The organism is Brevundimonas sp. (assembly GCF_052436175.1).
GTDB lineage: Bacteria > Pseudomonadota > Alphaproteobacteria > Caulobacterales > Caulobacteraceae > Brevundimonas.
On sequence record NZ_JBQVNM010000001.1, the window covers coordinates 101128 to 124017 of the forward strand.

Consider the following 22890-nt stretch of genomic DNA (forward strand, 5'->3'; position numbering starts at 1 on the left):
GCGATTGTCAACAAATAAAACACTCCGCAACGGAGTGTTTTTAGAACCGGCGAGTGGCTGACAAGACCTTGGCCCGGATACGGACCTCGATTTCTTCCCCGTCACGGGCTCCGTCTGTCAGGACAAGCGGTTCCTGCCACTTGGGATTCGTGGATCGCGGCCAAAGCAAAATGCCGTCGGCTGTGACCTCGATCTGCTTGATGGTCAGTTCGCGTTCGGAGCCACCGAAGCGAAGGCGTTCGACCTCGACCAGGTCGCCGGTTTCGGGGCTGTAGTTGATGGCGATGCAGTCAACGCAATGGACCAGGTCTCCAGAGTGGATGCCGAGCATATTGACGCTGTCGCCCTCGACCTCGGACATCCACTGATCTGCGCCGGGGAAGCGGGGATCTCGGATCGCGGGGAAGTAGCGGGGCTCGCTCTGGTCGGTGTCGTCAGCTTCGCGCCACTGGCCCGCCCTGACCTTGTCTCGGATAGGCAGGCCTTCGTCATTGGCGGCGCGGCCAGGGAATGGCAGGACGGTGGCGCTCGGCGCCGACGCGGGTTCTCTCGGCGAAACGCCGCCCAGTATCTCAGTGCGCATCCGGATGAGTTCGTCGCGGTCGCTGCCTACAGCCTCGGCCAGCTTGCCCAGCTGGTCGAACGACAGATCGCGTTGCCCCCATTCGTATCGACGCCACGACTGGACGACCACACCGTAGGCGTCGGCGGCCTGTTCCTGCGTCAGGTCGGCGCGTTTCCGCAAGCGGCGAAGGGCTTGGCCCAACGCCTGTTGCTCTGTGAGCTTGGCGGGCGGAGTGGTCTTCTGGGGCATGCCCTGAGAAGCCACGCCGGGCCGGTATGATGCGAGCGCCAACATGGAATGTTGTAAAAAGCACTTTTTAGGATTGCATACCACTCCAAATCAGTATGTTTCGGGTCGGGTCGTTGATTCTGGGAAAGCCCCATGGACCCGAAAGCCAAAGCCCCGCCCCCCGTTGAGCGCCCGCGCCTCGCCGTCTGGCTGCATGAACGCGGCCTTGTGTATGGCGACATCACCAGCATTTGCGGTGTCGGGCGGGAGCAAATCCGCCGCTACTGCCTACCGTTCGGCGATCCGATGCACGTCACGCCGCCGCGCGGCGTCATCGAAAGCGTCCATGCCTACACGAACGGAGAGATAGGGCCCGCTGACTGGTATCCGTCGCGCCTGAGCCAATCTGCCGCCGACCTTGTAGGCGCAGTCCAATGAAGCGCGCCGTCACCCCCGCGCCGAACTACGCCCAGGACCGCTGGCGCTGGGTCGCCCTCATTCAGGACATCCATGCCGCCGTCGCCGATCCTGCCGCGCCGCGCCGCCATGCTCTGGCCAATCTGGCGTCGGGCGCGCGCAACACCTGGACCCCGGCGGCGGCCTATCCGGGCGGGCTGGTCTGTCACGCCCTGGCGACGGTCGCCCTGTCGTGGGCGCGGACGCCGGACGATGCGCAGCGGGACCAGCTGACAGCGTCGCTGCTTGGCCTTGCCGGGTTCGTGGACGGGCTGATGACCGCCGCGTCGTCACCCGCGCCCAGTGCGCCGGTCGAGAGTCCGGCGGGCGGTTACCGCCATCCCTATGCGGAGGGCTGACGGGTGAAGACGCCCCTCTATCGGATTGAGACCTTCGCGCCCCGGTCCCGGTCGCTCCGGATCTATGAACGCGCGGCGCTGACGGCGCACGAAGAGCGGATCATTCGGGAGGCTGTCGAGGCCGGCCGGGTGACGGTTCTGCCGCCCGCGATGGCGATGGGCCTGACGGCCATGGAACAGCGCTTCGGCGCGCCCTGGATCGTCGCGTCAAGCGAAGAGGCGACGGCCGCCGGGCGGAGCAACCTCATAGCGGCGAGGGCTCGCCATCGGCGTGAGCGCACGGGCGCGGAGGCCGTCCAGTGACGAATCCGGTTCGCCAGTCCCTCCCGAGCCGAGCCGAGCCGAGGGCCATGCAGCCCTGGCGGGCTGTCAAGCGCGGGTCGCGCCATGACGCGGGCCGAGGCGGTGGAAGCCGTGCTGGAAGAGTTCGACCTGCTGTGCCTGGGGCGTCCGTCGCCCGAACGGCTCGAGCGGGAAGTGGCGATGCGGGTGGCCTATGTCCGTCGCTGAACCCTGTCCGCATTGCGCCGGGATGCGACGGCTGGTCGAGCGCCTTGTGGCGGCCGGTGTCGACTGGCTGGACGACGGCGACGCATGTGCGGCCGAGCGTGAAGACGACGAACGCGAGATCGTCAGCAGCGATGACGGGGTGGTCGATCCGATCACCCTGGCGCGGGTGATCCGATGAGTGGGAGCCCCGTCATTCACGCGTCCTTTATCGCCTTCTTAAGGCGACCGATGTCGGCTGTCCGTGCTTCAGCTGCGCCGGGCGCGATCATTTGCAGGGCGCCGGAAATCTCCCACCCGGTTAGCTGCGTCCGGAGTTCGCGGACCGCGCGGATCAGCGCGGGGGCGGGCGGCGGCGCGCGCATCAGATCGTCCAGCACCTGGCCGTTAAGCCGGGACTTGTTCGACAGGTCGCCCGCCACAATCGGAAGCATGTCGTCGCAGACGGCCATCGCCGCTTTGCGAAACTCGTCCCGCCGGTCCTCGGCCGCGCGGTTGGCACGCCGATGTTCGATTATGGCGAAGACCAGGGCGATGACGAGGGCTGCGAGGCTGATCGCGCCTTGGTTGGCCTCCAGCACTGGAAACCATTCGGGGGGTTCGGTTGAAGCGGTGGGCGTCTGCATGGTTGTGTTGGCCGGGTTCATAGGCGCGACGCATATCACGGTGCGCCCATGACCGTCCGCATCCTGATCGGCGACGTGTGCGAGCGGCTGGCGGCCATGGAGCCGGACTCGGTCGATGTGGTGGTGACCTCGCCGCCCTACTGGGGGCTGCGCGACTATGGAGTGGACGGCCAGATCGGGCTGGAGCCGACGCTCGGCGCACATCTGGACGCCATGGTCGAGGTGTTCCGGCTGGTGCGGCGGGTGCTGAAGCCGAGCGGGACGCTTTGGCTCAACTATGGGGATTGCTACGCCACCACGCCGAACGGGCGCAGCGCGGCCGATACGAAGGCGGCGGGCGGCGACGACCGGACGTTCCGCGACAAGCCTTTCAGCACGGTCGGGCCGATCTATGACCCTGCGTGGCGCTCGGCCGACACAATGGCCAAGCGCGCCGGGCGGAAGTCGAACGGTGAGGGTCAGGCGTCAGAGCGCGGTGTGCCGCAGACTGGCAAGGTCGTGGCTGGCGGAACGCTCAAGGCGAAGGATCTGTGCATGGTTCCGCAGCGGCTGTTCATCGCGCTGCAGGAAGACGGATGGTGGGTCCGGTCCATCCTACCGTGGATCAAGCCAAACCCTCTGCCCGAGTCGATCCGGGACCGCCCAGGCAACGCCCTGGAATGGGTCGGCATGTTCACCAAGGCGCGGCGCTATCACTATGACCGGGACGCGGTGTTGCAGCCCGCCAGCGAACGGACGAACGCGCGGGTCAGTCAGGACTTGGCCGCCCAGATCGGGAGCTTGAGGGCCAACGGAGGGTCGCGGTCGGATCGGCCGATGAAGGCCGTTTTCTCGACCCCGAAAATGGCTCCAGACCGCAGCGGCGGCATTCGGTCGAACGCGTCCTATGAGGGTGTGATCGCGGGCGCGGTGCTGCCGCACCGGGGCTATCGCAACACCGATCCTTTCTACAGCAGCGTGGAAAACCTGCGCGGGCTGATCGCCAGCGCGGACGATACGCCCGTAGCGATCGAGGTTGCGCCGAAGGGGTTCAAGGGGGCGCATTTCGCGACCTTCCCCGAGGCGCTGATCGAGCCCCTGATCGCGGCCAGCTGTCCGGAAGGGGGGGTGGTGCTGGACCCCTTCGGCGGGTCGGGGACGACGGCGCTGGTCGCCGCGCGGCGTGGGCTGGACGCGGTCCTGATCGAACTGAACCCGGAATATGCGGTCATGGCCATGAACCGGATCGCCGAGGGCGCGCCGGGAACCGACATCATCATGGGTGACGAATGACGACGCCCATGATGGAGGCCGCCGTGCGGCTGGCGGGTCTGGGGATCGCGGTGTTTCCTCTGAGGCCCCGGATGAAGACGCCCTATGGCCGGACGTCCTGGAAGGTGACGGCGTCCCGCGATCCGGACCTGGCGCAGGAGCGCTGGTCGGGGCGGGCCTATCTGCCGCTAAAGCCGATTGAGGAACTGCGGGAAAAGAACCCCGGTAAGTCGGATGAATGGCTGCTGCGGCCGGTGGCGGCCGGGCCGTCGGCGAACGTGGCGATTGCGACTGGAGCCCCGGCGGGGTTTTGGGTGCTGGACGAAGACGGGCCGGATGCGGCGGCGTGGGTCGCCGCGCGGGAAGCCGAGAACAGCCCCCTGCCGGAGACCGTGGAGCAGCAGACGGCGCGGGGCCGTCACCGGTGCTTCGCCTGGTGCGAGGCGGCGCAGGCAGCGGGTCTGGGCAACCGGTCGGGCCTGAGCAAGGCCCCGGTCGATGTGCGCGGGGAGGGCGGCTACATCGTCGTCGCGCCGAGCATCCATCCGGGCGACGCCAAAAAGGGGATCGCGCCCGGCTGGGTCTATCGCTGGTTGCCCGGCCATGCGCCGTGGGAGATGGATTTCGCGCCCGCGCCCGCGTGGTTGATCGACCTGGTCAAGCCGAGGGAGCCGAAGGAAGCCGACGTCACGCCGAAGCGGGCGGAGCCGCGCGTCCGGGTCCAGGGCCGGGCCTCGGCCTATGGCGAGGCGGCGCTGGATCGGGCCTGCGCCACGATCATCTCGGCGCGGGTCGGGAGCCGGGACACGACCCTTTATGCCGAAGCCTGTTCCATCGGCCAGCTGGTGGCCGGCGGCGAGATTGACGAGGCCTATGCGGTTTCGGCGCTGAAGGCGGCGGGCGAGGTGCATGTGCCGTCGATGGGGACGTCCGCCCAAGTGGCGCGTCAGGTCGAACGGGCGATGGATTGGGGCGCGACGCGGCCCCGATCGCCCGCCGGGCGGGATGGGGGTTCGCCCCGGCGGGTCAGTGACGACAATCGCCTTCGCGAGCCCGTTCGGGTGGTAGCCAGACCTGTGACCGGAACGGCGACGGATGCGGCTGGGCTTTGGGCCGAGGGGCAGTCGGCCGATGTCGGCATGGTGCGGGCATGGTTGAAGCTGCGTCAGCTGGCGCACCAGGGCCCGTGGGCGACGTTCGCCCTGGCGCGATGTCGCGCCCACGCCGATGCGCCGTTGAGCGATCACGGTCATCGCGGGCCGGGCCTGCTGGTGCGGCTGGACCTGCCGGGCGAGGTCGAGGGCCCGCCCTCGGCGCTGGGCGTCATCCCGCTGGCCGGAGGGCCTAAGAACCTGGGGGCGGAGCGGTTCACCCACTTCGTCGGCGATCCGGCCGGACGGGCGTGGGTGGTGCCGGGTGGTGACGGATCGTCGGTGCTGGTCGCCATCGACATGCAGGACGCGTGGGCGCTGGCCGCCGACCTGGCCGAGACGGACGACATGATGACGGTGGCGGTGACGCCGACCTTGTCCGCCTTCTGCGGCGGGGCGATGGGCGACGCCTATGGCCGGATCAATCCGACGACGCCCGCCGCCGATCCGGAACGCCCGCCCTGGATGATGACGGGCATGGCCTCGGTCTTCCTGGCCGTGCGCGGCGACCTGACGCCGCCGGAGGTGCGGGCGCGGAAGTTCGCGGGCGGGACGCAGCGGGTCGAACTGACCGGGGAGGCGGCGGCCGATTTCTGTGGCGCGCTGGCCGAACAGGCGTGGCGGCGACCGGTCGAGAACCGGGGCGGCGGCGCGAACCGGATTCGCATTTTGAGGCCCCACGCCGGGGCCGGTTTCCACAGCAAGAGGATTTCAGGGTGAGCGACGGACAGACGGACAATCCCTTTGCTGCGCGGACGCGGGAAAAGCCCACCGCGCCGTCGGCCGACCGGCTGGCGTCGTTTGACATGAACGATTTCGGCAACGCCATGCGGCTGATCCTGCTGGGCGGAGGATCGATCGATGACGACGGCGACGTGGACACCACCCATTGCCGCCTGTTGTGGTTGCTGGGCCTCGGCTGGATCGGTTTCAACGGCAAGTTCTGGGACCGCGAGTGCGGGGAGGACGAAGCGCGGAAGCTGGCCCACCGCACGGCGCGCGAGATCAAGGCGGCGGCGAGCGCGTTCACGGCGCGGGGCGTGACGTCGAAGGATTTCTACAAGTTCGCGGACGACTGCGGCTCGGCCGGCAAGACCTCGGCCATGCTGAAACAGGCCCAATCGTATCTGACGGTGCGGATCGAAGTGTTCGACCGCGACCTGCTGGCCATCAACTGTCGCAACGGGACGCTGAAAATGCGGTTCGACCCGCGCGGTGAGCCGGGGCGGCGGTTCACGACCCGGTTGTGGCCCCACGATCCAGCCGACCGGATCACGCGGATGGCGGCCGTGGATTTCGACCCGGCGGCGACGGCGCCCCTGTTCAAGGGGGTGCTGATGGACAGTCTGCCGGACGGGGAGGTGAAGCCGGGGGCGGGGGAGGATTCGGGCCAGCTGGAGCGCGAGTTCTTCCATCGCTGGTGCGGGTATTCATCGACGGGCCGGACGGAGGAACAGGCCTTCACCCTGACGCAGGGGAGGGGCCGGGACGGCAAATCGACGTTGCTGGACGCCTGTCGCGAGGCCCTGGGCTCCTACGGCTGGGCCTGTGCGCCCGCGACCTTCCTGGAGGGCGGCATGCGGTCGGGATCGGACGCCAGCCCCGACCTGGTCGCCTTGTCCGGAGACACCCGGTTCGTGGTGCTGTCGGAACCGCCGCGCGGCGCGAAGCTGAACGAAGGCCTGCTGAAAGCCTGGACGGGCGGCGCGCCCATCGTCGCGCGCGACCTGCATGGGAAGCCGTTCAACTTCCGACCGCGCGGCCACATGACGTTCGAGTGCAACTCGTTCCCTGTGGCGCGCGGCGACGACGACGGGATCTGGCGACGCGTCCTGACGCCCCAGTTCCGGCATCAGGTGCCGCTGGATCAGGTGGACCGGCTGTTGCCCGACAAGATCAGGGACGGCGAACTGCCGGGGGTGCTGAACTGGCTGGTCGAGGGCGTCGGCGACTGGTTGGAGAAAGGCGGGCTGAACATGCCCGAGACCCTCAAGGCCGTGGTCGAAGAGTTCAGGCGGTCGTCGTCCCCGTTCGGCGACTGGCTGAGGGAGCGATGCGTGTCGGGCAACGACGCCATAGGCCACAAGGAACTGTCGGGCGTCCTCTATGCCGATTTCAAGAAGTGGTTCGAGGACCAGGGCTTTGAGAAGCCGATGTCGGTGCGGTCGTTCGGTGACGCCTTGCGGGACCGTCAGATCGGCGTGGCCGGGAAGAACACCGCCGGACTGAAGTTCCGAGGGCCGATCCGGCTGAAGACCGTGGCCGAGCTTGCCGAAGAGGGCGTGACGGACGCGGCGCGCGCCCCGGCGGGCCATTCGTCGGCGGATGCGGACGACAGCCCGCCCATGGACCCGGACGCCCTGTGGCGCGCGGGCATGGACGACGAAGAGAGCCCGTTCGGATGACCGCGCCTGCCGCCGGGCGAACGGACATTAACGGACAGACGGACAATCGCCTGACCTCCGGAAGGGGGCGCGGGCGGTCGGAACGGGCGGTGACTGTCCGTCCGTCCGGCGAATGTCCGGCCCGCAAACCCTCGCCACCGCTGGCCCGGCGGACAGAACGGACAGTGCGGACAATCCCGCCGACCTGACGGCTATGCGGGCGTGGTGCGGGCGCGAGGCGCGTGAACGCATGCATCGTCCGTCCGTCCGTTCGCCCTGCCTTCGCTTCCATCGTTCCCCTCCTTCGGTTTTTCAAAATGAATATCCAGATCAAGAAAGAAGAGATCGAAGTGGCCAAGGGCTTGGCCATGGACCTCGGGCCGTTCCGCCGGGCGCTCGCCCTGGTCGCGTCGGGCCTGACGGTCGAGGAAGGTCAGGCCCGCCTGGACCGGGAAGCCCTGCGGCGCGAGGGCGACGTGGCCGCCCGTCGGCGCGCCAAGCTGGATCGGGTCCGCATCCGGACCCTGAACGACGGCCAGACCCTGGCCGCGCCGACGAAGGCGCAGGCCAAGTCCCTGAAGGAAGCGGACGCCCTGGAGGCGGCGGCGCGCGCCGTTCTCGATAGGGGAGCCGATGCGGCGACCCCGGCCGAACGGCGCGCAAAGCGGGCCTCGGCGGCGGAACGGAAAGCGGCGCGGGCCGACATGGGCAAGGCGTTCGGCCTGCGTCACAAGGTCGAGGCGGAACGGATGGCGGCGCTGGCCAAGCGTCAGGACGGCCTGCGCCTTGGGGAGGCCGAGGCGCTTGACGCCCTGCGGGCCGATGAGGGCGCGCCCGTGGTCGAGCGGGAGCGTGGTCAGGTCGGGCGTCGGTTGCGCGAGAGGGATGGGCTTAAGCTGCTGCATGAACGCGGGGCGTTCCGCCCGCGCTCGGATGAAGGCGAGATGCGGCGTGACCTGGCGGCGCGTCTGGAGAGCGACAGGCTGCTGGCCATCGGCCTGCGGTTCAGGGATCGGTATGAGATGGCGGCGGCGTCGCTTCGGTCTAGCCTGCCGGACGGCGAACAATCCGGGGCGGTTCGGAGCGGCTTTCTGGAAGCGCGTTACACCCAGCGGCGTATGGCGCTGATCCAGAACGTCCGCGAGTGGGAAGCCATGGTCAGCGTCCAGATCGGGGCGGATGGCCTAAACGCTCTTCGGCTGGTCGCTGGCGAGGGTCGCAGCATCGCCAGCATCACCACCTCAGCCCGGCGGCGGGACAGGATGGCCAAGGCCCTGACGGCCGCTCTCAAGCTGCTTGTGGATCGTGTTTCGAGGGACGCTTGACAGAGCGGGGCTGATAACAGCATCTTTGGTTCAAGGCACGAACTGCGTCGAAAGCCCGCCCCGGCATCTGTCGAGGCGGGCTTCGTGTATCTGGAGGGTCCGGCATGGTGACCCGGCCCCGCGTGTTCAGGCCCGCCGCACAGCAGTCACGACAGCAGCAGAACCGGGAAGCCGACCAGCGTCGGGGATCGGCGCGCGAGCGGGGTTACAGCCGGGCGTGGGACTTGGCGTCCAAGGGTCATGTTCGGAACGACCCGCTCTGTCGCTACTGCCTGCTGATCGGCGAGTATCGGGCCGCGACCCTGACTGACCACCTCTACCCGCACCGCCGGTTCGAAGGCGTGTTCTGGATCAAGACCTACTGGATCAGCAGCTGTGACGACTGCCACGTCGGCTTCAAGCAGCGCATCGAACGAAAGGGGAAGGCAGCCCTCGACGCCTTGGCGATCCGCCTCGGCCTGCCGCCCCTCTGACCTGCCCTGCGCCCATTCCCAACGCGTCCTGCCCCGGCCGAGGGCGTATCCGACTGACCTGCGAGCAATCGTCAACATCGGGGCGCACGGGCAATGGACCGGAGCCGATGAAGGCAGTCACAGCCGGGACCACCTCCCCCAGGGGGGGGGGTGGGTCAACCTCTAGGACGTTTCGCGTCGGGACCGGCGTCCTAACACCGTGAACATCTCCGCAGAAATCGGCGGAAGTTTTTTTTAGGGGGCGCGCATGGCTCGTGGCAGACGCGCCGCCTCGGCAGCGGACGAAAAGGCGAGGGGCTATCCGGGCAAGCGGAAGTCGAAGACGGATCGCCAGTTGGAACAGGCGGCGGCGCTGGCCGAACAGCTGGCGGCGGCTCCGGCCGCGTCGGGTGAAGCCATGGCGGCGCCGGTCTTCCTGGATGCCCGGTCGGCTCCGGCCCTGCGCATCTGGCGCGATCTCGCGCCGACGCTGGTCGCCACCGGCCGCCTGACCGAAGAGGATCGGTTCATTTTCGCGCAGTTCTGCGTCTATGCCGGCGAGTGGGTGGCGGCGAACGAAGAGGTTCTGGCGAAGGGCTATAGCCAACGCGTGGCCACGGTCGCGGGCGGTTACATGGAGCGCACCCGGCCCGCCGTCGCCATCCGCGAACGGGCCTTGGACGTGGTGCTCAAACTGGCCGAAAAGTTCGGCCTGACGCCTCGGGATCGCTACTCGCTGTTCAAGGAACAGGCGGGCGCTGGCCTCGGCGGGCTATTCGGTCAGACGCCGCCGCGCGGTGATGGGGACGAAGCCCCGGCGGAACCGCCACCGGCGTCTGAGGATGATCCCATCGGGATGCTGGGCCGATTGAACTCGGCCCCGCCGCCGCGACCGAACTGACATGGCCGAGGCGGGTCCGCTGCCGCCCTGGTTGGCGGCGGTGGAGGCCGACCCGACCTATGACTGGGCGCTGATCGCCTGGCGGCGATCAGAACAGGTCACCGACGCATGGTTTGACCATGCAAAGGCGGATGCGGCGGTGGCGACCTGGCCGAAGGTCTTTCGGCTGACGGAGGACCGCTTCGCCGGGAAGCCGTTCAGGTTGAACACCTGGCAGGAAATCATCGTCCGGCTTTTGATGGGGTGGAAACACCCGGTCGAGGTGCTGGACGAAATCACCGGCCTGCCGCGCGTCGAGCATGTCCGGCTGTTTCAGGAACTCCGCCTGTGGGTGCCGCGCAAGAACGGCAAGAGCGAGTTTCTGTCGGCGTTGGGCCTGCTGTTCTTCATCCTCGAAGGGCCGGTCGCCGGTCAGGGTTTCGTCTTCGCGCGCGATGAGAAGCAGGCAAAAATCGTCTTCGACAAGATGAAGGCGATGATCGCCTTTTCGCCGTCGCTGTCGCGAAAGGTCACGTCGTTCAAGAAGTCGATCTATGTGCCCCAGATCAGGGCGCTGTTCGAACTGCTGACCGGCAAGGCGGAGGGCAAGCACGGGCGGTCGCCGACGGTAATCCTCGGCGACGAAATCCACGAATGGGTCAGCCTAGAACTCAAGACGACGCTACGGCAGGGGACGGGCGCGCGGCTTGAGCCGTTGGGGGCCTATGCCTCGACGGCTGGTCTGAAAGATCAGAAGGTCGGCTTCGACCAGTGGGAGGAAAGCCTCGCCATTCGGGATGGCCGGATCATCGACCCGACGACGCTGATCGTCGTGTTTGCCGCCGATCCGGACGACGACTGGCAGGACGAAAAGGTCTGGCGGAAGGCCAATCCGTCGATAGGCCTGTCGCCGACCGTGGCCTTCCTCCGCCGCGAAGCGGCGATGGCGAAGGACAATCCGAGGGCGGAGGCGCACTTCCGGCGCTACCACCTGAACCAGTGGGTGGACAGTCTAGTCCGCTGGCTGAACATCAAGCGTTGGGACGCTTGCGCTGCCGACAAGGAAGGGTGGCGACGCCTTCCGGCGGAACTGCTGGGCCGCAAATGTTTCATTGCCCTAGACGTGTCGTCCACGCAGGACGTCACGGCGCTGGGCCTGCTGTTTCCGCCTGAAGAGGACGGGGAGAAGTGGAAACTGATCTGCCGGTTCTGGGTGCCGGAAGTGACGCTCGCGAATCGGGTTCGCGACGACCGCGTTGGATATGACCAGTTCCGCGACCTCGGCGCCCTGGAGACGACTGACGGCGACTACGTCGATCAGGACGCAGTCAAGTTGGCGATCGAGGACGCGTTGTCGGACTACGACGTCCAGCTGATCGGCTACGACCCGTGGAATGCCCGCAAGCTGGTCGGCGACCTTCAAAAGGCGGGGGCTGATCCAGACCTGTTTGTCGAGATGCGGCAGGGCATCCCGACGCTCGGCGAGCCGGCGAAACAGTTTGAACGCCTGGTCTATGCTGAACAACTCGACCACGGCGGGAACCCGATGCTGCGGTGGATGGCCGGGAACGTGGTCGTCCGGTTCGACGAGAACATGAACTTCGCGCCGGCCAAGAAAAAGTCGGGCGAGAAAATCGACGGGATCGTTGTCGGCGTCATGGCCGTCGGCTTGGCCTTCGCAGGCGAGGTTGAGGACGACACCCACGAATATACGGGGATCTGAACATGGGTTTTCGTTCGGCGCTTCGTAGCTGGATCATGGCCGACACCTCCTCTCCGGCGGTATCGGCCAGTGAGCCTGCAAGTGACACCTTGACCGATCCGACCGGTTTTTCGGTTACGGCGCTGCTAGGTCGCGGCGGTCGATCAGCGCCCGTGTCTGAAAAATCGGTCCTGACCCTGCCCGCCGCGTGGCGGGCCTTGGAAATCCTGACGGGCGTCTTCGCTCTTACGCCGATGATCTACTACCGCCGTCTGGACGACGACGGCAAAGAACGGGCCACCGGGTCGCCCCTCTACAAGATGTTCCGGGACCGCCCGAACGGCATCCAATCGGATTTCCAGTTCAAGGAAGTCCTGCTGGGCGATCTGCTGTTGGCGGGCAAGTTTCTGGCATTCCAGCACCGTGACGCGCTGTATCAGACCACGGCTCTGTCTCGGTTGGACCCTTACGGCGCGGCGGTTAGCCAGCAATGGGATCGCACTGACGGCCACGAACTGTTTTTCGATGTCAATCTGCCTGACGGGTCGCGGGAGCGCCTGACCCGCGCGGACGTCTGGTATGTGCCGGGGTTCAGCCGTGATGGGATCGGGGGCCTAGACCGCGTCCAGTTCATGCAGGACGCCATCAATGCAGGTGTGGCCACGGCAGGGTTCGCGGCGCGGTTCTGGGAAAACAACGCCCAGCCTTCAACTGTCCTGGCGGCAAAGGGGAAGGTCGCGCCGGAGGACAAGGCGAAAATCCGAGCGGACTGGAAGGCCCGCTTTTCCGGCACGAAGAGTGCGGGCGACGTCGCCGTGGTCGATCAGGAAATGGACGTCAAGTTCCTGCAGCACGACAACAAGGCGTCGCAGCATATCGAAAGCCGGACCTTCAACGTCCTCGATATGGCGCGGATGTGGGGGGTGCCGCCGCACCTGCTGTTCGAACTGAGCCGCGCGACGTTTTCGAACATCGATCACCAGAGCCTGGAGTTCATTCTCTACTCGATGTCGCCGCACTACAGCCGTGTCGCGGCGGCGGCGACCCACGCCTTCGCGGAGCCGGGCCACTATTTCGAGTTCCTGCCCGAGGCCCTGCTGAAGGGCGACATCAAGTCGAGGTTCGAAGCCTACGGCATCGGCATCGACAAGGGCATCCTGAGCCCGAACGAGGCGCGGGTGATGGAGAACCGCAACAAGCGCGACGGCGGCGATGAATACCGCATGGGCTCGGGTTCGACCCTTGAAAGCGCCGAGCCATCTCAGCCGAAGCCCACGCCCGCACCCGCACCAGAGGACGAAGACTGATGCCCCATCGTATTCTTGCGGCGATCCACGGACAGCCGTGGGCGATCCTTCCCGGTTATCTGGAGGCCATTGAGGGCATCGCCGCCCGCATGATCCAGAACCCCGCCCTGGACGCGATCCGGGACGACGGTCACGCCGAGCGGCATATGGAAGCCCTGGCTGTCATGGGCTCGCGGGCCGAGGGGACGCGCAGCGCCACCCTGCGCGACGGCGTGGGCTGTCTGCCGATCATGGGGCCGATCCTCCCGCGCGCGGCGCTTATCAGTCCGTCGGGCGCAGGGGCGACGGCGCTGGATCAGGCGGCTGTCGACTTGAGGGCGCTTCAGGCGAACGACAATGTCCGTCACATCCTGCTGGTCATGGACACGCCGGGCGGCGCTGTGGCCGGCGTCCACGAGTTTGCCCGCCTGATCTCGACCTCGGCCAAGCCGATCAGCGTTCACGTGTCGGGACAATGCGCCTCGGCCGGCTACTGGATCGCGGCCTCGGCGGCTGGCGGCATCAGCATGGACCCGACCGGCGTCGTCGGCTCGCTCGGCGTGGCCATGTCTTCCAAGGTGCAGGAAGCGCCCGACGCGCAGGGTCAGCGCGGCGTGGACATCACCAGTTCGAACGCGCCCGACAAGCGCCCTGACCTGACGACTGAGGAAGGCCGGGCGACGTATCGCCCGATGCTCGACCAGATCGAAAGCGTCTTCTTCGCCGCCGTCGCCAAAGGGCGCGGCGTCTCCATCGCCACCGTGAAGTCTGACTTCGGGCGTGGCGGACTGAAAACCGGTGAACAGGCCAAGGCGGCCGGAATGGTGGATCGGATCGAGGCTGACGGCCTCGAAGCGACCCTGTCCCGGCTCGCCGTCCGTCGGTCTCCGGCCACGCCACGGCGGACGGCCGCGGCGCTTTCCCTGGACGTCGCGCAACGTCGCGCGCGTCTCCTTTAACCCACGGAGCTGAACATGCGCATCACCGCGCTCAAGCAAGCCCTGGCGGCCGTCCTGGCAAACATGGACGGGCTGTTGCAGGCAGCCGCCGATGACGGCGGTCGCGATCTGGCCGCCGATGAACTGGCCCAGTTCGAGGCGTTCAAGACGGAGGCCGACGGACTGGAGGCCTCGATCAAGCGCGAGGAAGAACTCCTGCGCCTCAAGTCGTCGTCGGCCCTGCCGGTGACGGCGCTGACGCCCTCGGGCGGGCAGCCCTCGCCGAAGGCCGAACCTCGGGTGGCCGAGAAAATGGAACCGGGCATCGCCTTCGCCCGGATCACGACGTCCCTCGCCGCCGCCGGCATGGACCAGCGCGCCGCCGCCGCCCATGCCGAAAGCATCTGGGGCAGCGAGATGGGGCAGATCGTCGCGAACATGGAGCAATCCACGGACGTGAAGGGCGGCTTCCTGGTCGAAAAGACCTACAGCCGGGACTTCATCGAACTGCTGCGCCCGCGTGTCGTCATCCGTCAGCTGGGCGCTCGCTCTGTGCCGATGGCCAGCGGCAACCTGACCATGCGCAAGAAGACGGGCTCCACGCAAGCGGCCTATGTCGGCGAGCGCGCCCCGATTCCGGCGACCAACCCGACCTTCGGCGAGGTCAGCATGGCGGCGAAAAAGCTGGCCGCCATCGTTCCCATCACGAACGAACTGCTGCGCCACTCCGGCATCGGTGTGGACAGCCTGGTTCGCGACGACCTGCTGGAATCCGTCGCCGTGAAGGAAGATCAGCAGTTCATCCGGGGAGCCGGTTCCGCGACCTCGCCGAAGGGTCTGATCGCCCTGATGCTGGCGGGCAACAAGATCGACGCCCAGGCGGGTCAGGCCCTCGCGACCGTGTCTGATGACCTGCGTCGGGTGCGGCTGAAAGTCCTGAACGCCAACGTCCCGATGTCGAACTGCGGCTGGATCATGAGCCCCCGCGTGAAGACCTTCCTGGAAGAGCTTCGCGACGGCAACGGCAACATCGTCTATCCGTCGGTCGCGAACGGGGTGCTGCATGGCTATCCCATCGGCATGACGACGTCGGTCCCCGACAACCTGGGCGTCGGCACGAACGAGTCCGAAATCTACTTCGGCGACTTCGCCCAGTTCCTGATCGGCGACACCTACAACGTCACGCTGGCGGCTTCGACGGAGGCCTCCTATGTCGAAGACGGGGTGACCCGGTCTGCGTTCCAGAACGATGAGACCCTGATCCGCGTGATCGAGGAACATGACACGGGCCTGCGTCACGACGCGGCGTTCGCCATGCTCCAGAAGGTCACCTGGGGCGCCTAAGCCCCCTCTCTCAATCTGAAACTGCGAAAGGGCGGCCACGGTCGCCCTTTCGCCTGTCTGGAGGTCAACCATGACCGTGAAGTTCATCGCCGCCCATGCCTTGGGGGCACTTTACAACATCGGCGACGTCGCCGGCTTCGATGCCGAAACCGAAGCCGATCTGGTCGAGCGTAAGATCGCCGAACCGCTGAAAGCGAAGGCGGTCAAGGGCGAAAAGACTGCGCCGTCGGCCCCGTTCGAGGCTCGCGAGACGGACGGCAAGTGGGCCGTCTATCAGGGCGACAAGGTCGTGGCCCCGGACCTGGCGGACGAAGACGCCGCCAAGGCCTGGATCGCGGCGCAGCCGAAAGCCTGACCAATGGAGCCGCTGGCCGAACGGGATGACGTCAAGCGTCATCTGCGCGTAGAGACCGCCGATCATGACGACCTGATCGACGCCTATATCGCGGCGGTCAGCGGCGACATCGGTGCCTTCTACACTTGGGAAGGCGACCCGCCGCCGATGGTGGCGGTCGCCGTGATGCTGAAGGTCGGCGCGCTGTTCGATCCTGCCGTGCGGGCTGCCGATGATGACGCGGCGGATCGACTGCTGTGGTCGCTGCGCCGATGGACCAGCGAACCGGATTCGCCGGAGGTCAGCTGATGTGGGTGAAGTTCACGCAGGCCCATGACTACACGCCTTCGCGGAATAATCGCGTGACGCTGCACTATCGCCCGACCGGCGGCGAAGCAGGCGACGGGGTCTATCGGGTGAAGGCCGAATGCGGGCGGGCCGCGATTAAGGCTGAACGGGCGGTCGCTGTCGCGGCTCCGCCGCGTCGGACGTCGGTCAATGCCCCAGCCTAAGTCGGGCGCGGACCTGCGCCAGAAGGTGCGGTTCGAGCGGCGCCGGGAGGGCGCGCCGGACGACCATGGTGTCGCGCAGTTCGAATGGCAGAGCCTCAATGTCGAGCGGTCGGCCAGCCTGACGCCGACGCGGGGCGGGGAGAGCGTCCAGGGCGACCGGATCGCCGGAAACGCTTCATGGGATCTGTGGGTCCGGAACGACAGCGAGACGCGGGGCCTGAACACGGGCGACCGCGTCGTCAACGCGCGCCAGACGGACCAGACCTTCGCCATCGTTTTCGGGCCCGCCGACATGGATGGGTCGGGGGCGTGGCTGTTCCTCCAGCTGAGGTCGGGGGCGGCGGATGACTGACGAATACTCAAAGGGTGCGCAGCGCCTGATGCGGCGTTTCAGCCGCATGACGCCCGCCGTCCGCAAGGCCGTGGGGCAGGAAGCCTTCATGCAGGCGGAGGACATGGCCGCCCAGATGCGTCGGATCGCGCCCTATGATCCTGAGCCGGACGACGGCGAGCATGTCCGCGACCATATCCATGTCGAGGATGGTCGGTTGGGCGACATCTCCTATGTGGTCATTTCCGACGCCAAGGATGCGGAAGGGCGACCGAAGGCGGCGCGGGTCGAACTGGGCCACATGGCCGCCGACGGCACCGAAGTTCAGGCGTCGCCGTCGTTCTATCCTGTCGTTCGCGCCAGCGCGAAGCGGGTCAAGCGCAAGCTTGCCGGCGCGGCCCGCCGCGCGATCCGAAAGGAAGCCGGGCTGTGATCGAGGCGCTGGACGCCTTGCATAAGGCGATCATCGCAGCGCAGGTCGCGTCGTCTGACCTGACGGGGATTGTCGGCGTCCGCATCTATGATCGCGCGCCGACGGCGTCGGACGGAAAGCCGAGCGTGGACTTCCCCTACACGACGCTCGGGCGTTTCGAGTTGGCGGACATCGACGGGTCATGCCCGGTCGGGGTCGAGGTCGATGTTCAGGTCAATGGATGGTCGCGGGCGAACGGGACGGGTGAGGCGAAACGCCTAGCGGGCGCGCTCTGGGCCTGCCTGACCGCGAAGTTCGCCGTCGCGGGGTTTCGGGTCGTCACCGTGAAGGGCCTGGGCCTGGACACCATGACCGGACTGGACGGCGCTACATCCGAAGTGAAGGCCCGCGTTCGCTACACCCTGTCGCCGACGGTCTGAGGCCCGGCAAACGAATCCGGTTCGCCGGTGATCGCTAACCCTGAAAACTGAAAAGGACGTCACGATGACGGACGCTTATGTGAATGTCGTTTCGGGCGAGGCCATCCTCGTCCAGATCGGCAACGACGCGGACCCGCAGGTCTTCGCCCATGACTGCATCATCAACGGCTCGCGCGCTCTGAGCCTGACCACGAACACCTCGGAACAGACGATTCCGAACTGCACCGATCCGTCGAAGCCGGACAAGGTCGTGCGCCGTGTGGACAGCACCGACAGCACGATCAGCGGTGACGGCAAACTGCACTCAGACTCGGTTCTGGCCTGGCTCCAGCGCCGGGGCAAGATCGTGGACGTTCGGGTGCGGCAGGCCGGCGTGTGGCGCGTGGCGGGCCAATACATCGTCTCGGAGTTCACGGTGACCGGCCAGAGCAAAGAGTTCGCCACGGCGTCGATCACCCTCGTCCAGGCTGACGATCCGGAAATCACGGACGACACCCCGTGAGCCGAAGCGCCAGGGTCACGGCCCCGTTCGGCGACGGCGTCTATACCTTCCGCCTGGACATCGCCGGGCTGGAGGAACTGGACGAGAAATGCGACGCCGGGCCGGAGGAACTCTATCAGCGGATCAGCGAAGGCCGGTGGCGGGTCAGGGACATCCGGGAGACCCTGCGCATCGGCCTGGTGCGCGGGGGAATCGAGCCCGTCATGGCCCTGGCGCTGGTCAATCGGTATGCCGCCGAAGGCTATCTGCTGGATCTGAAAACCCTGGCCTTGAACGTCCTCGGGGCGTCTATCGTGGGCGCGCCGGAGGAAGACCGGGATCAGCCGCCGGGGGGAGTGACGGCGCGGGCGAAAGGCCCCTCCCGCGCCGAAAAATCCGGTTCGGCAGCCTCTACGCGGCCGGGGCACAAATCGGCTTCTCGCCAGAAGACGTCGGGCGGTCCTCCCTCTGGCAGCTGATGGCGGCCCATCGGGGCTGGCGACACGCGCAGGGCATCGAAGACAAGTCGGGCGCCGTCAGCGATGACGAGTTCCGGCGGATCGCCCAGGCCGCGCGAGAGGCCGATCTTGGAACTTCCGGCGGCGCGTGACAGGCTCGCGCGCTGAATCGGGAGAGATCGATGCGTGGTTTAGTTATCGCGGCGGCGGCGGTTTTGATCGGGTCTTGCGGGCCCCCTCCGTCGAGCAAGGCGGAGCGCTACAGGCTGGTGCATGCTGTCGGCAACGATGAGTTGGTGCTCGCCGGCAATCTCACGAAGGCTGAATGTGAAGGCCGCCGGGAAGACCGAAAGCGCAGCGCCACGGCGGCGGGCACCTATAATGAGGCGACCGGCTACGGGTCGATCACATGCTTGCCGGAAAGCCTGTTCGAATGAGGTGATAGAGCGCTGCTCTATCTGGACGTGGTTGGGGTCGCTTCGGCGGCCCTTTTTCTTTGGGGGCTGCACATGTCCGACGAAATCGAGAGGTTGCTCGTCAGGGTCGAGGCGAACGCCGCCCAGTTCGACGCCCAGATGAAGAAAATCAACCGTTCGATCTACGGCTCGCAGGCCGAGACGCGGAAGGCGTTGACGGCCATCAAGCGCGACACGACGGCCATGTCTCGCACGATGTTCCAGCCGGTCGGTGACGCTTTCCGGAGGGAAGTCGCGGGCCTGTCCGGCATCCTCGCCGGGCTCTTCACGGCGGCGCAGGTGACCAAATATGCCGACGCCTATACCGGGCTGCAGAACAGGTTGAAGGCGGCCGGTCTTGAGGGCGAAGCGCTGGCGCGCGTGGAAAACGCTCTCTATGCGGCGGCGGAGCGCAACGGGGTTGCCGTTGATGCCGTCGCGCAACTGTATCAACGTGCGGCTCTGTCGAAAAAGTCGCTCGGGGCGACCGACGAACAAATCATTCGGTTGACGGATGGGGTCTCGGCCGCGCTGCGTGTTCAGGGCGTCTCGGCCCAAGCGGCTTCCGGTCCCCTGTTGCAGCTGGGGCAGGCGCTGGGTGGCGGCATTGTTCGGGCCGAAGAACTGAACAGCCTTCTAGAGGGCACCCCGATCATATTGCAGGCGGCGGCGGCTGGATCGGCAAAATACGCCGGGAACGTCAACGCAATGGCGAAGGCGGTCCGCGACGGCAAGGTTACGTCGCAGGAGTTCTTCGCCGCCCTGATGAAGGGGCTTCCGGAGATCGAAAAACGTGCGGCCGACCTACCGAAAACTATCGGCCAAGCGCTCCAGTCTCTGGACAATGCGTTCGGTCGATACATCGGCCAAACCGACGCCAGCCTTTCGGCGTCGCAGCGGGTTGCCGGTGCGATTGATGCTCTGGCCCAGAACCTGGACACCGTCGTCCCCATCGTCACCACGCTCGCTGCTGTCATCGGCGGAGCCTACGTCCTGTCGCTCTCCCAAGCGGCCGCCGGGCAGATTGCCGCAGGCATTTCAGCCGCGCGCCTGACCGGGTTCAACATTGCCATGACGGCGAGTATGACGGGCGCGACACGGGCGCAGGTGGCGCTGAACATGGCCATGGCCGCAAACCCGGTCGGTCTGGTCGTGACGCTGGTGGCGGCTTTGGCGGCGGGCCTCTATTTGCTCGCTAGCCGATACAACACGACTGCTGTCGCCGCGCGGGCTCTGGATCAGGTAGTTGGCAAGGCCGACAACGCGCTTGAGGACTACAGGAAGGCCGTCCTGTCTGCCCGCGACGCATCGAAAGAGGAGCGGGCCGAACTTGAAAAGAAGGCTGCGGCGCTGCGCGCGGTCACCCTCGCGCGCATCAATGACGCCAAGGTCGAGGCGCAAAGGCAGATCGATGAGGCTGTATCGGCTCGCCAGAGAGCCGACAACGCGATCGAGGATTCCGGTGCCGCGCGGCAAGCCTCGTTCCGCAATCCGACCAACGCCACGGCTGCGCTTGCCGCAGGGGCGAGTTCCAATGCCCGCGCCGCAATCACGCTAGCGGGTCGGGCGAGGGCCGAGGCCGATACCGCTATCCAAGCCTATGAACGCCTCAAAGGCGCAATGGAGGAGATCGAGAATCCTCGGTCGCTGGCCGCCGGCGGCGCTGCGACGACTGACGCGGGCTCGGGCGGCGGCAAGGGAAGCGCTGACCGCATCGCCGACCTTCGCGCTCGGCTGGACCTGGAAGAGCGGATGGCCGCCGCGCGTGCCACGGGCGACAAGCGCGCCATCGAAATGGAGGAGGAGCGGCAGCGTCTGGTCGAACTGACCGAACGCTATCGCGAGGCCGGATATTCCGATGCGGCCATGCGCGCGCTGCAGATGGTCGCGGCGGAAAACCAGGCCAAGGACATCGAAGAGGATCGGGAGCGGCTGGCCGAACGGCGCCGCGAGTGGTCGGAACTCGAGGCCGACCTGAAGCGCCGGGCGCTGGACTGGACGCAGCGTCAGTATGACCTTGAACTGGACCTCGCCCGCGTCCAGGGCGACCCGGCGACCATCAAGAAGCTGGAGCGCGAAGCCGAGCTTCGCCAGCGTATCGCTGAATATGTCGAGCGGTTCGGGCTGGCGGGCGCAGGGCTGGCCGTCGCCGAACAGATGCGGGTGGACGGCGCGCGGGACGGGCGCGAGGCCGCCGACCAGATCGAAGACGCCTCGCGGGTCGCGGCGCGCCACTTCGTGGATGTGCTGGCGGCGGACGACTGGGCCTCGGCGGCGGGTCAGAAGTTCCGCGACGCCGCCTTCAACGGCCTGGAAGACCTGCTGACGACGGTGTTCAAGCAGATCGGCACCGGCGAGGGCGGGAACCTGCTGGGGTCCATCGCCAAGGGGGTCAAGGCCGTCTTCGGCGGCGGGCGGGCGTCGGGTGGGCCGGTGACGGCGGGCCGCGCCTACCGGATCAATGAGAACACGCCGAACAGCGAATACTTCGTGCCGGGCGTCAGCGGTCGGGTCGTGACCGCCGCCCAGGCCGCGTCGGGTCAGGGCGCGAATCTGGTTCGCGGCGGCGTTGTCGAGCATCGGGTGATCGTGGTTCCGGACCGCGACAGCTTCGTCCAGTTGGCAGCCGACACGGCCCAGCCGATGGCGGAGATGGCGCGAGCCGGGGCGGTCGGGGACGTGGCAGCGGCGCAGGCGGTGAGCAACCGCCGGGCGCAGCTGCGGACGCGGCGATAGGTCGGGGGCGACATGGCGATCCTTCTCCCGGTCCTGCCTCGGCAGGCCGAATATGAGTTCGCGGAAGTCGCGGCCGGCGGCGTCCTGCGCCCCGCCTGGGGCGGGCCGATCCAGCCGATGGGCCGGACGGGCGACCGCTGGGCCGTGACGGTGACGACGCCGACCATGGACGCCAGCGCCTGTGGCGGGGATCTGGAAACCGACATCCGTCGCGGGCGGCTGACGCCCGTGGTGATGAAGGTGATCGAAGCCGACGATACCCCGACCTATGGCGCGACGGTTCAGGTCAATGGCGCAGGTCAGGCGGGGACGACGATCGGCCTGAAGGGTCTGGAGCCCGGCGTCCTGATCCGGAAGAACAAAAAGCTGAACCTGGTCATCGCCGGTCAGCACTACCTCTATGAGGTGACCGCGCCCGTGACGGTCCCGGTCGGCGGTCTGGTCGCTCTGCCGATCTGGCCCATGATCCGGCGAAGCCCGGCGAACAACGCCGCCGTGATCCTGAAAGACCCGGTGATCGAAGGCTTCACCGAAATGATCTCGGCGCCCCGCCTTCGCCAGTTCGGCGAGCGGGTGCTGACGGGCTTCGCATTCCGGCTGGAAGAGCGGGAGTAGAGTTCATGGATGTCGCTCTGAAGAACGCGCTGGCGGGGCCGGCGCGGACGTTCACGGCCGTGCGGATGGAACTGCCGGACGTGGGCGGCGAAACCTATGTCGTGCGTCTTCTGAACGGCGGTCAGGCCCTTATCGACGGCGAGGCCTTCACCGGCCGCGACGCGCGGTTCGGGACGCTGGATAGTGTCGGAACCCTGTCGGACGGCATGGATACACAGGCGTCGTCCGCGAGCCTGATCCTGCTGACGGCTGATGACGCGGCCCTCGCGATGCTGGTCAGCCCGAAAGCGCAGGGCTCGCCCGTGCTGATCCGACAGGGCGCGGTGGACACGGCGACGGGCGCGACGCTTGGGGTCGAGACGCTGTTTCGCGGCGAACTGAACTACGGCGTCGTGGTGGCCGACGAGAGCCGCCGTGCGGTGCGCCTGGAGCTGATTACCGAAGAGGCGCGGGCGCTGGAGCCGAACGATGAACGGCGGCTGAGCCCGGCGTTCCACAAGGCCTGCTGGCCCGGCGAACTCGGCATGGACCACGTCACGGGCGTGGCCGAGAAAGACTATTGGCGGCTGAGAAAGCCCGCCGTCAGCTATGGCGGCGGCGGGTTCGGGGGAACCGGCAACGGCGGCGGCTTCAGCGGCTCCGATCTGACGGTGCTGGCGTGA

At 67.2% G+C, this 22890-nt stretch carries 29 protein-coding genes; 27 read left to right on the top strand and 2 right to left on the bottom strand.

Features of this window, described 5'->3' with window-relative positions; all coding sequences use genetic code 11:
• Positions 1-40: 40 nt before the first annotated feature.
• Entirely contained in the window at positions 41-898 is an 858-nt protein-coding gene (locus ACT6QK_RS00445) for a helix-turn-helix domain-containing protein (RefSeq protein WP_444595849.1), read from the bottom strand.
• Between the two features lie 48 nt (positions 899-946).
• Here ACT6QK_RS00445 and ACT6QK_RS00450 point away from each other — a divergent pair, with 48 nt between their 5' ends.
• The 5 genes from ACT6QK_RS00450 to ACT6QK_RS00470 all read left to right on the top strand — a co-directional run bounded on the left by ACT6QK_RS00450 (position 947) and on the right by ACT6QK_RS00470 (position 2296).
• Positions 947-1231 carry a hypothetical protein gene (locus ACT6QK_RS00450; RefSeq protein ID WP_444595850.1) on the top strand — a complete coding sequence of 95 codons (285 nt, stop codon included), beginning with the start codon at positions 947-949 and terminating at the stop codon, positions 1229-1231.
• On the top strand, positions 1228-1608 hold the full coding sequence (locus tag ACT6QK_RS00455; protein ID WP_444595851.1) for a hypothetical protein: 381 nt from the start codon (positions 1228-1230) through the stop codon (positions 1606-1608). The genes ACT6QK_RS00450 and ACT6QK_RS00455 overlap by 4 nt, the downstream gene beginning before the upstream one ends.
• A gap of 3 nt (positions 1609-1611) precedes the next feature.
• A complete protein-coding gene (locus ACT6QK_RS00460) occupies positions 1612-1911 on the top strand; it encodes a hypothetical protein (protein WP_444595852.1) in 300 nt (99 codons plus the stop codon).
• Between the two features lie 84 nt (positions 1912-1995).
• Positions 1996-2118, top strand: coding sequence for a hypothetical protein (locus ACT6QK_RS00465; protein ID WP_444595853.1), 123 nt, complete (start codon positions 1996-1998; stop codon positions 2116-2118).
• A complete protein-coding gene (locus ACT6QK_RS00470; RefSeq protein WP_444595854.1) occupies positions 2105-2296 on the top strand; it encodes a hypothetical protein in 192 nt (63 codons plus the stop codon). Before ACT6QK_RS00465 ends, ACT6QK_RS00470 begins: the two co-directional genes overlap by 14 nt.
• 16 nt (positions 2297-2312) lie before the next feature.
• On the opposite strand, the gene ACT6QK_RS00475 is transcribed toward ACT6QK_RS00470, so the two are convergent.
• Complete coding sequence (locus tag ACT6QK_RS00475; RefSeq protein WP_444595855.1) at positions 2313-2741, bottom strand: hypothetical protein; 429 nt, start codon at positions 2739-2741, stop codon at positions 2313-2315.
• 48 nt (positions 2742-2789) lie between these two features.
• Here ACT6QK_RS00475 and ACT6QK_RS00480 point away from each other — a divergent pair, with 48 nt between their 5' ends.
• From ACT6QK_RS00480 to ACT6QK_RS00585, 22 genes are all read left to right on the top strand, one after another.
• Positions 2790-4013, top strand: coding sequence for a DNA-methyltransferase (locus ACT6QK_RS00480; RefSeq protein WP_444595856.1), 1224 nt, complete (start codon positions 2790-2792; stop codon positions 4011-4013).
• Complete coding sequence (locus ACT6QK_RS00485; protein ID WP_444595857.1) at positions 4010-5863, top strand: bifunctional DNA primase/polymerase; 1854 nt, start codon at positions 4010-4012, stop codon at positions 5861-5863. Before ACT6QK_RS00480 ends, ACT6QK_RS00485 begins: the two co-directional genes overlap by 4 nt.
• Positions 5860-7548: a DNA primase family protein gene (locus ACT6QK_RS00490; protein WP_444595858.1), complete on the top strand. Its 1689-nt coding sequence runs from the start codon at positions 5860-5862 to the stop codon at positions 7546-7548. Before ACT6QK_RS00485 ends, ACT6QK_RS00490 begins: the two co-directional genes overlap by 4 nt.
• Positions 7549-7844: 296 nt before the next feature.
• Positions 7845-8852 (top strand): hypothetical protein, encoded by a 1008-nt coding sequence (locus tag ACT6QK_RS00495; RefSeq protein ID WP_444595859.1) that lies wholly within the window; start codon positions 7845-7847, stop codon positions 8850-8852.
• A 104-nt stretch (positions 8853-8956) separates the two neighbouring features.
• Positions 8957-9325: a hypothetical protein gene (locus ACT6QK_RS00500; protein ID WP_444595860.1), complete on the top strand. Its 369-nt coding sequence runs from the start codon at positions 8957-8959 to the stop codon at positions 9323-9325.
• Between the two features lie 247 nt (positions 9326-9572).
• Positions 9573-10205, top strand: coding sequence for a P27 family phage terminase small subunit (locus ACT6QK_RS00505; protein WP_444595861.1), 633 nt, complete (start codon positions 9573-9575; stop codon positions 10203-10205).
• 1 nt (position 10206) lies between these two features.
• The gene (locus ACT6QK_RS00510) at positions 10207-11907 is read left to right on the top strand and encodes a terminase large subunit (protein WP_444595862.1); all 1701 of its coding nucleotides are present in this window, start codon (positions 10207-10209) and stop codon (positions 11905-11907) included.
• 35 nt (positions 11908-11942) lie between these two features.
• Positions 11943-13193 (top strand): phage portal protein, encoded by a 1251-nt coding sequence (locus ACT6QK_RS00515; RefSeq protein ID WP_444595863.1) that lies wholly within the window; start codon positions 11943-11945, stop codon positions 13191-13193.
• Entirely contained in the window at positions 13193-14131 is a 939-nt protein-coding gene (locus ACT6QK_RS00520; protein WP_444595864.1) for a S49 family peptidase, read from the top strand. Before ACT6QK_RS00515 ends, ACT6QK_RS00520 begins: the two co-directional genes overlap by 1 nt.
• 15 nt (positions 14132-14146) lie before the next feature.
• Positions 14147-15454 carry a phage major capsid protein gene (locus tag ACT6QK_RS00525; RefSeq protein WP_444595865.1) on the top strand — a complete coding sequence of 436 codons (1308 nt, stop codon included), beginning with the start codon at positions 14147-14149 and terminating at the stop codon, positions 15452-15454.
• Positions 15455-15524: 70 nt separating this feature from the next.
• Complete coding sequence (locus tag ACT6QK_RS00530) at positions 15525-15809, top strand: hypothetical protein (RefSeq protein WP_444595866.1); 285 nt, start codon at positions 15525-15527, stop codon at positions 15807-15809.
• A 3-nt stretch (positions 15810-15812) separates the two neighbouring features.
• Positions 15813-16097 (top strand): head-tail connector protein, encoded by a 285-nt coding sequence (locus tag ACT6QK_RS00535; protein WP_444595867.1) that lies wholly within the window; start codon positions 15813-15815, stop codon positions 16095-16097.
• Positions 16097-16300 carry a hypothetical protein gene (locus tag ACT6QK_RS00540; RefSeq protein ID WP_444595868.1) on the top strand — a complete coding sequence of 68 codons (204 nt, stop codon included), beginning with the start codon at positions 16097-16099 and terminating at the stop codon, positions 16298-16300. The genes ACT6QK_RS00535 and ACT6QK_RS00540 overlap by 1 nt, the downstream gene beginning before the upstream one ends.
• The gene (locus tag ACT6QK_RS00545; protein WP_444595869.1) at positions 16287-16652 is read left to right on the top strand and encodes a phage head completion protein; all 366 of its coding nucleotides are present in this window, start codon (positions 16287-16289) and stop codon (positions 16650-16652) included. Before ACT6QK_RS00540 ends, ACT6QK_RS00545 begins: the two co-directional genes overlap by 14 nt.
• On the top strand, positions 16645-17064 hold the full coding sequence (locus tag ACT6QK_RS00550; RefSeq protein ID WP_444595870.1) for an HK97 gp10 family phage protein: 420 nt from the start codon (positions 16645-16647) through the stop codon (positions 17062-17064). Before ACT6QK_RS00545 ends, ACT6QK_RS00550 begins: the two co-directional genes overlap by 8 nt.
• On the top strand, positions 17061-17483 hold the full coding sequence (locus tag ACT6QK_RS00555; protein ID WP_444595871.1) for a DUF3168 domain-containing protein: 423 nt from the start codon (positions 17061-17063) through the stop codon (positions 17481-17483). Before ACT6QK_RS00550 ends, ACT6QK_RS00555 begins: the two co-directional genes overlap by 4 nt.
• Before the next feature lie 64 nt (positions 17484-17547).
• Positions 17548-17985, top strand: a complete 438-nt coding sequence (locus ACT6QK_RS00560) for a phage tail tube protein (RefSeq protein WP_444595872.1) — start codon at positions 17548-17550, stop codon at positions 17983-17985.
• Entirely contained in the window at positions 17982-18443 is a 462-nt protein-coding gene (locus ACT6QK_RS00565) for a gene transfer agent family protein (protein WP_444595873.1), read from the top strand. Before ACT6QK_RS00560 ends, ACT6QK_RS00565 begins: the two co-directional genes overlap by 4 nt.
• 161 nt (positions 18444-18604) lie before the next feature.
• The gene (locus ACT6QK_RS00570) at positions 18605-18859 is read left to right on the top strand and encodes a hypothetical protein (RefSeq protein WP_444595874.1); all 255 of its coding nucleotides are present in this window, start codon (positions 18605-18607) and stop codon (positions 18857-18859) included.
• A gap of 72 nt (positions 18860-18931) precedes the next feature.
• Positions 18932-21613, top strand: coding sequence for a tape measure protein (locus tag ACT6QK_RS00575; RefSeq protein WP_444595875.1), 2682 nt, complete (start codon positions 18932-18934; stop codon positions 21611-21613).
• Between the two features lie 12 nt (positions 21614-21625).
• A complete protein-coding gene (locus tag ACT6QK_RS00580; protein ID WP_444595876.1) occupies positions 21626-22228 on the top strand; it encodes a hypothetical protein in 603 nt (200 codons plus the stop codon).
• A gap of 5 nt (positions 22229-22233) precedes the next feature.
• Positions 22234-22890, top strand: a complete 657-nt coding sequence (locus tag ACT6QK_RS00585) for a hypothetical protein (protein ID WP_444595877.1) — start codon at positions 22234-22236, stop codon at positions 22888-22890.